14 protein-coding genes are annotated in these 12,973 nt (G+C 49.3%); 8 read left to right on the top strand and 6 right to left on the bottom strand.

Annotation, left to right across the window (positions count from 1 at the left end; all coding sequences use genetic code 11):
• Window positions 1-115 precede the first annotated feature (115 nt).
• Window positions 116-928 (bottom strand): glutaminyl-peptide cyclotransferase, encoded by an 813-nt coding sequence (locus O59_RS10715; RefSeq protein ID WP_007642480.1) that lies wholly within the window; start codon window positions 926-928, stop codon window positions 116-118.
• A gap of 59 nt (window positions 929-987) precedes the next feature.
• On the opposite strand from O59_RS10715, the gene O59_RS10710 reads away from it, so the two are divergent.
• The gene (locus O59_RS10710; RefSeq protein ID WP_007642479.1) at window positions 988-1,647 is read left to right on the top strand and encodes a DUF502 domain-containing protein; all 660 of its coding nucleotides are present in this window, start codon (window positions 988-990) and stop codon (window positions 1,645-1,647) included.
• A gap of 132 nt (window positions 1,648-1,779) precedes the next feature.
• Here O59_RS10710 and O59_RS10705 read toward each other — a convergent pair whose 3' ends face one another.
• The 5 genes from O59_RS10705 to trmL form a co-directional block, all read right to left on the bottom strand.
• Complete coding sequence (locus tag O59_RS10705) at window positions 1,780-2,220, bottom strand: late competence development ComFB family protein (protein WP_007642478.1); 441 nt, start codon at window positions 2,218-2,220, stop codon at window positions 1,780-1,782.
• 89 nt (window positions 2,221-2,309) lie between these two features.
• Window positions 2,310-4,397, bottom strand: coding sequence for an FAD-dependent 5-carboxymethylaminomethyl-2-thiouridine(34) oxidoreductase MnmC (mnmC, locus tag O59_RS10700; RefSeq protein ID WP_007642477.1), 2,088 nt, complete (start codon window positions 4,395-4,397; stop codon window positions 2,310-2,312).
• Window positions 4,394-4,930: a flavodoxin FldB gene (fldB, locus tag O59_RS10695; RefSeq protein ID WP_040392199.1), complete on the bottom strand. Its 537-nt coding sequence runs from the start codon at window positions 4,928-4,930 to the stop codon at window positions 4,394-4,396. The genes mnmC and fldB overlap by 4 nt, the downstream gene beginning before the upstream one ends.
• Window positions 4,931-4,976: 46 nt before the next feature.
• The gene (locus O59_RS10690) at window positions 4,977-5,423 is read right to left on the bottom strand and encodes a flavodoxin domain-containing protein (protein WP_007642474.1); all 447 of its coding nucleotides are present in this window, start codon (window positions 5,421-5,423) and stop codon (window positions 4,977-4,979) included.
• 90 nt (window positions 5,424-5,513) lie between these two features.
• Window positions 5,514-5,978: a tRNA (uridine(34)/cytosine(34)/5-carboxymethylaminomethyluridine(34)-2'-O)-methyltransferase TrmL gene (trmL, locus tag O59_RS10685; protein ID WP_007642473.1), complete on the bottom strand. Its 465-nt coding sequence runs from the start codon at window positions 5,976-5,978 to the stop codon at window positions 5,514-5,516.
• A gap of 237 nt (window positions 5,979-6,215) precedes the next feature.
• On the opposite strand from trmL, the gene O59_RS10680 reads away from it, so the two are divergent.
• From O59_RS10680 to O59_RS10650, 7 genes are read left to right on the top strand one after another with little or no spacing between them, the layout of a single operon-like run.
• Window positions 6,216-7,169 (top strand): hypothetical protein, encoded by a 954-nt coding sequence (locus O59_RS10680; RefSeq protein ID WP_007642470.1) that lies wholly within the window; start codon window positions 6,216-6,218, stop codon window positions 7,167-7,169.
• 1 nt (window position 7,170) lies between these two features.
• Window positions 7,171-7,845, top strand: a complete 675-nt coding sequence (locus O59_RS10675) for a hypothetical protein (RefSeq protein ID WP_007642468.1) — start codon at window positions 7,171-7,173, stop codon at window positions 7,843-7,845.
• The gene (locus O59_RS10670; protein ID WP_007642467.1) at window positions 7,845-8,540 is read left to right on the top strand and encodes a hypothetical protein; all 696 of its coding nucleotides are present in this window, start codon (window positions 7,845-7,847) and stop codon (window positions 8,538-8,540) included. The genes O59_RS10675 and O59_RS10670 overlap by 1 nt, the downstream gene beginning before the upstream one ends.
• Window positions 8,533-8,904, top strand: a complete 372-nt coding sequence (locus tag O59_RS10665) for a hypothetical protein (RefSeq protein WP_007642466.1) — start codon at window positions 8,533-8,535, stop codon at window positions 8,902-8,904. The genes O59_RS10670 and O59_RS10665 overlap by 8 nt, the downstream gene beginning before the upstream one ends.
• Before the next feature lie 28 nt (window positions 8,905-8,932).
• A complete protein-coding gene (gene mshL / locus O59_RS10660) occupies window positions 8,933-10,729 on the top strand; it encodes a pilus (MSHA type) biogenesis protein MshL (protein ID WP_007642465.1) in 1,797 nt (598 codons plus the stop codon).
• Window positions 10,730-10,763: 34 nt separating this feature from the next.
• Complete coding sequence (locus tag O59_RS10655; protein WP_007642464.1) at window positions 10,764-11,684, top strand: ExeA family protein; 921 nt, start codon at window positions 10,764-10,766, stop codon at window positions 11,682-11,684.
• A complete protein-coding gene (locus O59_RS10650; protein WP_007642462.1) occupies window positions 11,681-12,964 on the top strand; it encodes a lipopolysaccharide assembly protein LapB in 1,284 nt (427 codons plus the stop codon). The genes O59_RS10655 and O59_RS10650 overlap by 4 nt, the downstream gene beginning before the upstream one ends.
• Window positions 12,965-12,973: the final 9 nt, after the last annotated feature.

Here is a 12,973-nt window from a genome sequence, read left to right as displayed (position 1 = left end):
AGTCAAACTTTTATAAATACAGCAGAATTTATCTAAGGCCCAAAATGACAACACCCACCGGGTTAGCGGCGGGTGTTGTGAGTTTTCAGTCTGGAGGGTTGCGAACTGGTGGTGCCTAATCAGTGCTGATGCGCACTAAGAACATTTTGGGCCAGAGTTTGCCGGTAATCCAAAACGCCTGCTGTTTGTCGTCCCAGGCGATACCGTTAAGCACTTGTTCGCCATTAGTTAGCTTGAGTGATTGTTTGAGGGATTGCAGGTTAATTTCGCCCACCACCTTGCCGCTGTCAGGGGCAATTTTCAGGATACGATCCTGATACCAGATGTTGGCCCAGATAAAGCCTTGGGCATATTCCAGTTCATTAAGCTGGTTCACCGGTTTGCCGTTATCAGTCACCTGCAGTTCCCGTGTTACCGCAAAGTCGCCGGGGTTGTGAAAAAAAAGCCGATCGCTGCCATCGCTGCGAATCAGTTGTTTTCCATCGCTTGCCAAGCCCCAGCCTTCTCCGTCATAGCCCAGTTGCTGTTCCAGTGCAAAACTGGTTTTGTTGTATACCAGCAGTGTTTGTTCCTGCCAGGTGAGCAGATAAAGTTTGTTGTCGAGCAGGGTTAAACCCTCGGCAAAATAGTGTGGTGGCAGTGCGAGTTTACGGGTGAAAGGCGCTGAAATTTTTGCCCAAGTGGTTGCCGGTTCTGCAATCGGGTAGGTGACCAACAGGGATTTGCCATAGAGGCCACTGCTTTCATAAAAGTGATCACCATCCACCAACAAGCCTTGGGTAAATAAGCTGGGCTTGTGGCTGCGCTCCCCAATCAATTCAAATTCAAGGGCAGGTGCTGCGTGGGCCAGCGGGGCACTTGTGGCAAGAAGGGTAGTCGCTATGGTCAGCAGGCTGGTGCACAATAGCGCGCAGAAAAATGATTTCACTCGGGTGTCCCGCTCGGTTTATTAGTTAGTCCAAAAGTTTGTTTAAAAAGGTTTCAATCATGAAGCGTTTGCGTTCGTTTGTCAGCATCACCCTTATTGGCGGTTTTATGGTCATCCTGCCTATCGCCATTTTTATTTGGCTGGTGGAGTGGCTGCTGGGAATTGTGCGCGAGATCATCAAACCCTTGAGTCACTGGCTTGTAGAGCAGACGGCTTTTACCAATTATGTGGCCGATGGTTTGGGCGTTTTATTGCTATTGAGCGGTTGTTTTTTGATTGGGTTGTTTATCAAAACCAACGTGGGTGGTTGGGTGCATGACTTGATTGATGAGTGGTTGACACGTCTGGCGCCGGGTTACAAAACCATTCGTGAAGTGGTGTCTCAGTTGCTGGGTGGGGAGGGAAATACCTCGCTGCTCAAAGGTGAGGTATGCCGCGCCTACATTATGGGGCGTGCGGCGGGGGTGTCGGTTACTGCGATTGTGACTGCCAAACATGCCAATGGCGACCTCACGGTTTACGCACCTACCGCGCCTATCCCCACATCGGGGTTTGTGTATCACCTCTCTGCTGAATGTGTAGATTTCTTGCCTCACGTGAGTGTGGAAGAGGCGATGCGCACAGTCATTGCCTGCGGTAGCGGCTCGCAGGTTATTTCAGAAATACCGGAAGGCACCGCAAAACTGGAATACTCAAAAAATGATAAAGGTCAAAAATAAGACCTAATACTGGCGAGGCCGCCTGTAGGTTGGAAAAACGCAGCGCCTTCCTACACACAAAAATCTACTTTCATATTTGTGTCGGAAGGCGCTGCGCTTTTCCAATCTACGTAATCATATTGGCGATTGCGATCAGGTCTTTTTCTTTGGTGTTTTAGGTTTGGCTGGTGCTTTAGCGGGCTTAGTCGGTTTTTCGGTTTTAGTGGCAGCAGCTTTTTGGGGTTTATCACCACGGGTAGATATCAACGAAACCTCTACCGAAGGCAGTTTAATCTCTTCGCCGCGCTCGCGGCTTTCCACATAATGCAAAGCGTCGGTCACGGCCTGCGACACTTTATTGGCAATTTCCACCATGTCCTGCGGCGACATAAAAAAGGTCATGTCCACATCGTGACGAATGTAGCGCGGCGGCAAACGGTTGAGCGCTACGCAGGCGACATCGGCCAGAAAATCCCGGTCACCCTGTTGCACCCGCTCGCTCTGGTCGTGCACTTCCTGCACCACCAAACGCTCATAGTAGTTATGCAGAAAATCCACTTCATCAGCCAAAATATAGGGGCGGTTGGTCAGCATGGTTTTACCTCTCTGAATGTAATGTTAGAGAGTATAGACAGGGATTCGGTTGGCGCTCGTTCCCCCTCAGTTCTTTCTTTGGTAGTTCTTCAGCGATTTTTAATCAAGTCACGAATCAAAAACCGCGCGGGGTTGAGCGCGTTAGCTAACTCCCGTGGTAGGGGCAGCACTTCATTATTGATCTGTGCGGCGAGTAATTCGGCGCACAGTGGTGTGTAAGCCAAACCGCGTGAACCGTGGCCGATATTGATAAATAAACCTTGGTGATAACAACCCGGCAAATGCACCGGTGCGCGGGCATTTTTGCGTAGCGGTGCAAACCGCTCTCTCATTGCTTGGTCATCGGCAACCGGGCCGACTAGCGGTAAATAGTCCGGCACCGTACAGCGAAAGGCGACGCGGCCTTGCAATTCGTCCAGCGTCAGGTCCTGCCAGTCATCACACACATCTGCCAAAGGCACACGCAAATTATCCAGATTGGTTTGATGATCTACCGCACGCGGCACGCGTTCATCATCATTCAAATTAAACGTCGCGCCAGTGCAGTGCATGCCCTGTTCTGCCGGGGCGATATAACCCTCGCTACAAATCACGGTTTTTAACGCTTGGCTTTTTTTGCCCTGTGGCAAATAAGTCACTTGCCCGCGAATGGCTTTAAGCGGCAGGGCGCTGGTGTAGGAAAATTGTTTTGCATCGCGCGCGTTGGCGATAACGGCAACTGGCGCCTGAGCGATAAGTTCACCCTTTGCATCGCGTGCCTGCCACAAGTTCTCACCGCGCGTGAGATCCATCGCCTCAGACTGATTAAGGATGCGAATCGCCGGGTGATCCACCAAACTCTCACACAAGCGGCGTGGGTTAATCCAACCAGCCTGCGGAAAATATAAGCCTGCATGTTGCAGTGGCACACCCGCAATCACACTGGCTTGTTCGGCGCCAACAAACTCAGCCAATGGACTTGCTTGCGCAAATCGCTCGCGCAGTTGGTGTTGCAATTGTTGCTCAGTTTCACTGTGCGCTAATTGCAAGACTCCACACTGCGCGCCGATTTGTGCCCAGCGCGGTTGATAAAACCCCAGCGCAAATTGCAGCGCACTCAAGTTAAATTCTGCCTGCGTTTCTTGCTTGTGCGAAAGCTTGGCGTACAGCACACCTTGCGGATTGCCCGACGCCTCCTGTGCGAGTTGTGCATGGCGTTCGATAAGCGCCACCTGCCAGCCGCGCTCTGCCAAGGCGCGCGCGCTGGTGCAACCGGCCAAACCGCCGCCAATAATCAGCGCGGTTTTTGGCGAAGGTGTTTGTTCTTTGGTGATAGCCTCGGGGATAGTTTCGGTGAGAGTTTCGGTGAGAGTTTCGACGATAGTCCAGGGCACAGGGAATGACGAATAACTACGTGCCAAGGCCAAGTCAGATACCGGCAGTACAAACGGCTCGTGTTGTATCGCCTTAACCATTTCGCGTTTGCGCCCAAAACCGGGCACTTTTTGAATGGAAAATCCGGCGAGTTTTAGCCCTTGTTTCACAATGCCCGCCGCACTAAACGTGGCGGCGGTGGTGCCTGGTTTACTCAATTGCCCTATGGCTGTAAATAATTCATCGCTCCACATTTGCGGATTTTTGGAAGGCGCAAAACCATCCAGAAACCAGGCATCTATTTTTGCGCAGCGATTGGCAAACAGCGGGTGGCTGGTGGCGAGTAACTGCTGAAAACCCACGGCGGCATCGTTAATGATAAGCGTGAGGGTGATGCGCCCGTCCATGAAACGCAGGCGATGTATACCTGTGCCGACAAATACCGGATAGGCCGCTAGTAGTTGCCTGGATAATTCCGTCAGTTCTGGCCACAAACTTAGCGCGCGCTGCAAATCGGGTTTGGCTAGGGGGAACTTTTCCACCGTCACAAAATGTAATTGCGCCGTGGTGGGCGCAGTTTGCAACCACAACTCCCAAGCCGCCAAAAAATTGAGCCCGGAACCAAAACCGGTTTCAGCGATGGTGAAATGATCGCCTGCTGTTAATTGTTGCCAACGCTCAGTCAGTTGGTTGTGGTGCAGAAAAACATGGCGGGTTTCTTCCAGGCCATTAGCGCGGGAGAAATACACATCGCCAAACGTGCTCGACAGCGGTTGGCCTTCTTCATCCCATTCCAGTTGGGCGTGATGAATGGTGTCGGTCACAGGCCGAACTCGCGCAACACTTGTTCACACCACTGTTGGATGCGCTGTTCGCTCAAGTTAAATTCGTTTTCTTCATCCAATGCTAAACCGACAAAATAGTCACCGTCGGGTGTAAGCGCTTTGGAACCTTCAAATTCATAACCAGCGCGCGGCCAATAGCCGCAGGGCGTTGCACCGCGATGTACCAGCTTGCTGTGCAAATAACCCATGGCATCCAAAAACCATTCGGGGTAGCCGACTTGATCGCCCAAGCCATAAATGGCGATTTTTTTACCGCTGAAATCCAGCTCGTCCAACTCGTCCCAAATTTCTTCCCAGTGCTCCTGTAGTTCGCCGTAGTCCCAGGTGGGAATACCAAAAATCAGGTAATCGTAAAACTGGGTTTGAACAATGGGGGTGTCGGCGATATTAAAAAAATCCACGCATTCTTCGCCCTGCATCTGGTGAAGCGCTTTGCGGATTTTTTCGCCCGCCATTTCGGTGTAGCAGGTGGAGCTGCCATAAAACAGGCCGATGGTGTTGGTATCGCTCATAACACGTTCTTTAATAAAGAGGGTTTTAATCAAAAACTGAAAGTTGTTAAATCAGGGTCGCCCAGTGTTTTACCCAGGTGCGGGCTTCGGTCGCTGCGTCATCGCCACTGCTGGCATCCAGTACCAGCGGTTCACCAATAGGCTGCGCGCCTAAATCTTCAAACGCGGCCGCGAGCATTACACCGGCTTCATTAAAAGTGGTGTAACTGCTATCCCCCAGGTTGATAACACCAAAACGGCGACCGCTGATACGCGGGTAATCGCGGGTCAGATGCAAATACAGTGGTTGGATATTGTCGGGCAGTTCCCCGGAGCCGGTATTGGAGTGGCACAACAGGATAATTTCGTTTGCGTCGCGCGCTAAATCCTCGGCGCGTGCATAGGTATTGAGTGTGACCTCGTGGCCGAGTGAGCGCAGTTCCTCGCCCACCAGTTCAGCCACTTCTTCGGCACCGCCATACACACTGCCAATAAAAATCTGGATCTTGCTCATTAATTCCTCACTATGGCTTGCCTTTTCTGGCTCGCTTTTTTTATTTCGCTCTCTTTGTTTGGCTCTTTATGCTTCAAAAAACAACGAATTTTACAGCGCGCCAGCATACCCCAACTGGCGCCAGGCTTCATAAACCATTACGGCCACTGCGTTGGATAAGTTCATGCTTCTACTATTAGCTGCCATAGGGATGCGCAGGACCTGATCAGCCGGCAGTGATTCGCGAATAGCGGCGGGTAAGCCACGGGTTTCCGGGCCGAACAATAAATAATCGCCCGATTGAAATTGCGCGTCGCTGTGGCAGCGCGTGCCTTTGGTGCTTAGGGCAAAAATCCGTGCAGGGTTTTCCTGTGCGAGAAAATCCTCCCAGCTTTTGTGAAGCCGCACATCCTGAGTTTCTGCGTAATCCATACCGGCGCGCACCACGCTTTTTTCGTCCAACTTGAATCCTAAAGGTTCAATCAGGTGCAGTTGGCAGCCCGTATTGGCCGCCAAGCGAATGATGTTGCCGGTATTGGGGGGTATCTCTGGCTCAAATAGAACTATGTGCAGCATTTGGCGTTTTTTACCTTTATAGTCTATGTTCTTTGTTAAACGTTATGTTTCTGGCGCTAATTATAAACAAGAGTTATTAGCTGCCACCTCGATTTTTCGTTTTTGCATCTGTACCCGGTTGAATAGTGTGTTGAATAGCACTTTGAACAGTGTGGTTTCAAAAGGATTTTTTAGCATCAGTTGGCTAGCGTTTTAGATAGGCTAGCGTGATAAAAATCTGGCATCGAGAACTCCGATTTGAAGTCGATTGTTGAAAAAATAAACAGGCTGCTGCCTGGCTCCAACCGCGTTAACCAAACGATTGGTGTTGAATTTTGCACCGATGGTGTCGCTTTTGCACAGATTCAACGTCATCCCTCCCAGCAACCCTTGTTAATTAATTGTGAATTTATCCCTGCCGAACCCGGTCTGGAATTGGCGGAGCTGCTGCGTGCGCGGTTGTTGAAGCTCGGTGTGCAAACTGTGCCGGTCAATGTGGTGATGAGTGCGGGCAGTTATCAATTAATTTTGGGGGAAGCCCCCAAAGTGCCGGCAGATGAATTGGCCGAGGCGTTGCGCTGGCGGGTAAAAGATTTGGTGCAGTTCCCCATCGCCGAGGCGATAGTGGATGGTTTTTTTCTGCCCGAGGATAGCGCTCGTGGCACCAGCCGTATGGCCTACGCCGTAGTGGCTCAACGTAAGGTTATTGAACAGCAAGTGGCCAACGCCAATGCGGCGGGTTTGAGTTTAAAAAAAATAGATATTCCCGAGCTGGTATTGCGCAATATTGCTGAGACTTGTTGCGACACCAAACGCGGTATTGCTTTGGTAAAACTGCAGCAGGGCGGTGGTAGTTTGCATATTTTCCGCGATGGTAATTTGTATCTGTCGCGCCAGTTTTCACTCTCCTACAACGCTGGTTTGTTAGATGACTTACCGGCAGAGGCTCTTGTATTAGAGTTGCAACGCTCATTGGATTATTTTGAGCGGCAGATGCGCCAAGTGCCGCCCAGCCATATTTATCTTTGTGGTGAAAATGTCACTGCCGACAAACTCACCCCGGCGATTCAAAATGCCATGGCGGTTTCAATTCACTTGTTGGACTTGGCCAATGGTTTACAAATCGCGGATAACATTGCTGAACATAATCTCGCTCTGTGTTTACCGGCGATTGGCGCAGCCTTGCGCCAGGATCAAGTAGGGCAGGGCTGATATGCAACAAATCAATTTATACCTACCCGAGTTCCAACCCAATCGCGAACCCATGCGCAGCATACATATGTTGTGGGGCTTGGTTATGTTTGTGGTTTTATTGGTACTTTTCAGCCTGTTCACGGTTAATACAAATAGTGAACGCGCGCGGGCCTTGGAAAATAATCGCCAACAACTTGAGCAGCGTAAACAGCAGTTACTGCAATTGGAACAGCAGCGTCCGTCGCAAAATCTGGCAGAGTTGGATGCCGAAATTCTTCGGCTACAAGAGGAACTGCAGCGGCGCGAACAAATTTTAGGCATTATCGCCAATAAAAAATTGGGCAATAACACCGGTTACTCAGGTCACTTATATGCCTTGGGTAATCAATCACTGGACACTATCAGTTTGCAGGCGTTTTCACTGCAGCAAGGTGGTAGCTATGTAGAGTTTGCCGGGCAAACCCACGCAGCAGATCAGGTTCCTCTCTATATTCAGCGTTTGCGTACCCAGGCCGTTTTTGCGGAATCTGCCTTTGGTGTATTACAGATCAAACCCGCTCCCGGAGGTGTGTTTGATTTCTCTCTGGCTAAAGACGATCCGCGCAATAGCGCTGTTGCGGAAAAAACGGCCGTACAAATGTTGCTGGAAGTAAATGAAAAAGCAGCGGTTTCCGCTGCGAGAGGGCAAAACTAATGCCAGCTGCACTGCAAAAAATCATGGAACAAATTGATGGCCGTGTGATTCGCGAGCGGGTATTAATTTTTCTCACCTTACTTGCCGTTGTTTTTTTATTGTGGCAATTACTGTTGCAATCGCAGATCGATAAAACAACCAAAGCGTTGGATGCCGAGCACGCAAAAATCAGTAAAGAACAACAAGAGCTGGAAACTAAAATTGCCACTCTCACCTTAGCCATGGCGACTGATCCTGCCATTACCAAACGCAAAGCTATCGAAAATTTACAGGGGAATATCGCGCAAGTGGAAGCACAGCTTTCGGGGTTATCGCAAGGTTTGATCGGCGCCGAACTGCTACCAAAAGTGTTGCAAGACGTACTGGCGCGTACGGCAACTATTCAACTTCTTGCGGTGCGCACTTTACCTGCGCGTGAATTGCAATTGGCGACCCCCATTGTTACTGCACCCGCAAATACTACCGCTACAGGTGCGACACCAGCACCAAGTGGTACGGGTGTTTATAAGCACAGCGTATTTATTCGTGTATCCGGCAGCTATGCAGAGTTGCTAAAACTCTTGCGCGATATTGAAGCCTTGCAATGGAAGTTTTATTGGGAGTCGTTGGACTACACCGTAAAAAACTACCCTAATGCTGAAATTGACATTCAGGTATTTACCCTGAGTTCAGAGGAGGGTTTGTTCGGTGTATAAATCTTTTCTCTTACTATTAAGTATTTTCAACGCTGTTTTTTTTCTCGCGCCTGCATCTTTTGCGCAAACACCGGTTGTCGATGCAGCAAATACCAGCGACATGGTGCGGGATCCAACCACACCCTTGGGGTATGCCGTCGCGCCTGGTATTGCCGCCACTACGAACTACACCTTGAGTTCGGTGTTGATCAGCGCCCAACGTAAATATGTCGTTATTAATGGCGCAACCCTGCGTGAAGGACAAGTTGTTCCTGGTTCAGATGGGGTAATAGTAAAACGTATTTCACCGCAAACCGTGGTGTTGCAACAGCACACAAAAACCTGGGCATTACGACTCTCACCCAGTGTTGTGATAAGACATTAATCGATTTAAAAATATTTGAGGCCGTGACATGTTCACCCACCCTAAAACGCCCAAGCGCTTGTTCCAGTGCTCGCTCTTATCCCTAGCGATAATCTTGTCGGCTTGTAGTACCAATAAAAATGCGGATAAACGCCTGCTGGGTGAGGACGTACTCGACCAAACAGTTTCTCAGCAAGCGGCGCGCACTAATCAGCCCAATAATGTACCTGCCGAAGTTAACAAAGCTTTATTGGATAATCAGTCGCTTAATGCGCCGAGTGCAAAAGGTAGCTACGACCGTTTTGATGTGTCGGTGAGTAATGTTGCGGCGAGGGATTTTTTCCTGGGGCTGGTAAATGGCACCGGGGTGAATGTGGTGGTGCACCCCGAAGTCACTGGCAGCGTAACCCTGGATCTAAAAAATGTCACGGTGGATGATGTGCTGCGCGTGACTCGCGATATTTATGGTTACGAATACCGCAAAGATCGTGGCATTTACACTATTTATGCCAATGCACTGCGCACTGAAGTATTTCAAATTAATTATTTGGATGTGCAGCGGGTAGGGGTTTCCGATACCAGTGTGATGATTGGCCGCGCGCAAACCTCCGGCAACAACAATTCCAATAACTCTGGCGGTAATTCTGGAAGTTCAAACGATACTGCTAACTTGTTGGGCATGATTGAAAGTGCGCAACAGCAGCGCAGTAATCGCAACTCGTCTGGCCTTACACCGGGTTCCCGTGTGCAAACGATGAACCGCACGGATTTTTGGGCATCGCTGGAAAAAACGGTGACCTCTATTATTGGTGGTGAAACTGAAAGCCGACAAGTCATGGTTACACCGCAAGCGGGCATGGTGGTTGTTACCGCTATGCCGCACGAGCTTAGCGCCGTGCGTGATTTTCTGGAGCGCTCGGAACTCAGTGTTAAACGCCAGGTAATTTTGGAAGCAAAAATTATCGAGGTGCGTTTGAGTGAAGGCTTTGAAGCAGGGGTGAACTGGGGGGCAATTAGTGGGCAGATTACTGCTGCAAAAAACCTTCAGGATGGGTTTGATTTAAATACGGATGGCTCTACAGAAGTTGGTGAATTTAGGGAGTTAATCAGAAACAATATTTATACTGACTCAGACGGAAATCTACAAAATCTTGAAGTGCCAGTACGCGAGCGAGTAGGGGGAACTATTGCTGGTCTTATTCAAGTGGGGGATATCACAAAATTACTTTCATTACTTGAAACCCAAGGCACAGTCCAAGTGCTTTCCAGTCCGCGTGTATCGACTGTGAATAACCAAAAAGCCATGATTCGCGTTGGGTCGGATGAATATTTTGTAACTGGTATTTCTAACAACCAAACTTCTAATGCAGCAACTACTACCTCTACCCCGAGTATTGAGCTGTCCTCTTTTTTTAGTGGTATTTCTTTGGATGTAACGCCGCAAATTTCTGAGCGCGGTGAAGTTATTTTGCATATACATCCCGTAGTCAGCGAAGTTACTGATCAACAAAAAGTTTTTACCGTTGGTAATGAGCAATTTTCATTACCGTTGGCACTGCGTGGTGTACGTGAATCAGACAGTATCGTGAAAGCTGCTAATGGACAGGTGATTGTATTGGGCGGGTTGATGACTGAGTCCACTAATAATGTGGATGGTAAGCGCCCGCTACTGGGAGATATTCCGGTACTCAATGCATTATTCAAAACTAAAAACAAAGCCAAAACGAAAACCGAGCTGGTAATCCTGTTGCGCCCGATTGTAGTGGATGACAGAACCTGGGATGAACAGCTGACTGAAGCGCAAAATTCCATGCGCGATATGGGCGATACCTACAGAAGCCAGTAGTAGTTAACAGATCTACCAGGCAACGAGGTTTTACATGTACCGTCAACATTTTGGGTTACGTGAGCATCCGTTTTCGCTCACGCCAGATACCCAATTTTATTTTAATAACCAGAGCCATCGCGAGGTGTTGAGCACTCTTTTGCTTGCGCTGCGCCATAGCGAGGGGTTTATTAAAATTGTGGGTGAGGTTGGCACCGGTAAAACATTGCTCAGCAGAAAATTATTGGCCAGTTTGGGCGATACCTTTATCACTGCGTATATTCCCAATCCTTACCTCACGCCCGATGAATTAAAGTGGTTTCTCGCGGAAGAAATTGGCATTGCCTACTCACCGGATGTCCCTTCTTATCAATTGCTCAAGGATATCAATTTACGTTTGGTGGAATTGGCGCAACAAAAGCGGCAGGTGGTATTGATAGTGGATGAAGCGCAGGCCATGCCACGCGAAACCATCGAAGCGCTGCGTTTGTTAACCAATCTGGAAACGGAAAAAAGTAAGTTGTTGCAAGTCGTGCTGTTTGGTCAGCCTGAGTTGGATGAACTTTTGGATCGCCCGGATTTGCGCCAGTTAAAACAGCGCATAGTGTTTTCTGAATATTTACAAACCATTCCCCAAAAAAGTTTGCCGGATTACTTGGCCTATCGCCTTGCATCCGCAGGCTATAGTCGCGCCTCGCTGTTTTCTAACAGTGCCATCAAATTGTTATACAAAGCATCCGGTGGCGTGCCGCGGTTAATCAATGTTATCGCTCACAAAGCCATGTTGGCTGCTTATGGTCAAGCGGCGGAGCGGGTGAATCGCCAACATATGGTGCGAGCCATTATGGATACCGCCGAAAGCCGCCGTTTTGGACGCTGGTTAGCGCGGCGCGATTATTGGTTGTGGCCAATGCTGGCGGCCGGTGCCGCCGCGGCAATTGCCTTGGCTCCGGGCGTATTGGGCGGTGCAACATGAGTTTGTTAAACGACATGTTGCGTGACCTCTCGCAAGATGTTGCGCGCCCATCATCGCAAAACCTTGAACATAATCTTGCTGCGCATTCTCATGCTCAAGAGGAGCAACGCGAATTATTTTCCCAATCCAGCGCTGCCAAACCACTGCCACGCAGTCTGCTGCCGAGCGTGGTTGTATTTGTGGTGGTATTGCTTGGGGTTTTTGGATGGCGATATTTTTCTGATGGAAAACCGGCCGTCTCTACTACCTCCGAAATGGTGAGTTTTCCTGAACAAGTTCAGTCTGAGAAAATTGACGCTGTACCAGAAAATACCGGTGCAGCGGCAACAATAATTGCATCACCCGAGTTGGATGAGCGTTTGGCCGCATTGGAGTCTGCGGTAACTACGCTAACCAATGTGCTGACCAGTTCAGAACAGACCACTGCAGAACAGACCAGTTCAGAACAGACCACTGCAGAACAGACCAATGTAGAACAAAAAAAAGAGGTGGGATCCTTACAGTCTGATTCGTCGATGAAAAGTGTCGCCGCTGAAGTTGCTTCTGTTGAAAAGCCATTGGATGAAAAAACAGCCGATCAAAAATCAATTGATCAAGAGTCAGGAGCGGAAACGGCTGAGTCAGTCAGTATTAATGAGCCATTTGTCGCTATTGCTGAGAACAATACATCGAGCGAGCCACAGGGTGATCCATCGCTATTTATTGCGCCTAATCCTGCTTGGAAGGATCAGCAATTAGCGCTGCAGGCCCGTGAATTATTTCAAGCAGGGCAGGAGGAGCAAAGCATTGCCCGCTTACAGGATTTTATTACCAGTCACCCGGCGGCACAGGAATCGACCCGCTTGTTGTTGGATATTTTTTGCGAACAAGAAAATAGTACTGCGGCGCAGCAAGTATTAACCCAATCCAGTTTTTTAGCCGTGGCAACAAAAAACTATTACGTAGCAAAAATCAGGTTAATAGAGGGCAATCTCGAAGAAGCTGTTGCGCTTCTCGAAGCGACATTAGTGGAAGCGGAAAATGATGAAAATTATCGCGCATTACTGGCGGGTTTGTATCAGCGCAGTGGTATGAATCAGGAAGCGGCGAGTCATTACCGGCGCCTGCTCAGTGTGTTTGGTGAAAAACCCGCTTATTGGCTGGGGTTTGCATTGGCACAGGATGCACTCAATCAATCGCAGTTGGCTTTACAAGCCTACCAACGTGTCAATCAATATTCCGATTTGCAACCACAAGTGCGCCAGTATGTGGAGCAGCGCTTAGTGGCATTACAGCAGTGAAATGGATTA

This window comes from Cellvibrio sp. BR (genome assembly GCF_000263355.1).
Taxonomy (GTDB): Bacteria; Pseudomonadota; Gammaproteobacteria; order Pseudomonadales; family Cellvibrionaceae; genus Cellvibrio.
The sequence above is the reverse complement of the archived record's forward strand: the minus strand, read 5'-3'. Positions and strand labels throughout refer to the sequence as shown.

What these genes read in the sequence shown, in the direction of transcription:
- O59_RS10675 (WP_007642468.1), top strand. Translation starts at nt 7,171, where the DNA reads ATGCAACAAATCAATTTATACCTACCCGAGTTCCAACCCAATCGCGAA.
- trmL (WP_007642473.1), bottom strand. Translation starts at nt 5,978, where the DNA reads ATGCTGCACATAGTTCTATTTGAGCCAGAGATACCCCCCAATACCGGC.
- O59_RS10705 (WP_007642478.1), bottom strand. Translation starts at nt 2,220, where the DNA reads ATGCTGACCAACCGCCCCTATATTTTGGCTGATGAAGTGGATTTTCTG.
- fldB (WP_040392199.1), bottom strand. Translation starts at nt 4,930, where the DNA reads ATGAGCGATACCAACACCATCGGCCTGTTTTATGGCAGCTCCACCTGC.
- O59_RS10690 (WP_007642474.1), bottom strand. Translation starts at nt 5,423, where the DNA reads ATGAGCAAGATCCAGATTTTTATTGGCAGTGTGTATGGCGGTGCCGAA.
- O59_RS10710 (WP_007642479.1), top strand. Translation starts at nt 988, where the DNA reads ATGAAGCGTTTGCGTTCGTTTGTCAGCATCACCCTTATTGGCGGTTTT.
- O59_RS10670 (WP_007642467.1), top strand. Translation starts at nt 7,845, where the DNA reads ATGCCAGCTGCACTGCAAAAAATCATGGAACAAATTGATGGCCGTGTG.
- O59_RS10650 (WP_007642462.1), top strand. Translation starts at nt 11,681, where the DNA reads ATGAGTTTGTTAAACGACATGTTGCGTGACCTCTCGCAAGATGTTGCG.
- O59_RS10655 (WP_007642464.1), top strand. Translation starts at nt 10,764, where the DNA reads ATGTACCGTCAACATTTTGGGTTACGTGAGCATCCGTTTTCGCTCACG.
- mshL (WP_007642465.1), top strand. Translation starts at nt 8,933, where the DNA reads ATGTTCACCCACCCTAAAACGCCCAAGCGCTTGTTCCAGTGCTCGCTC.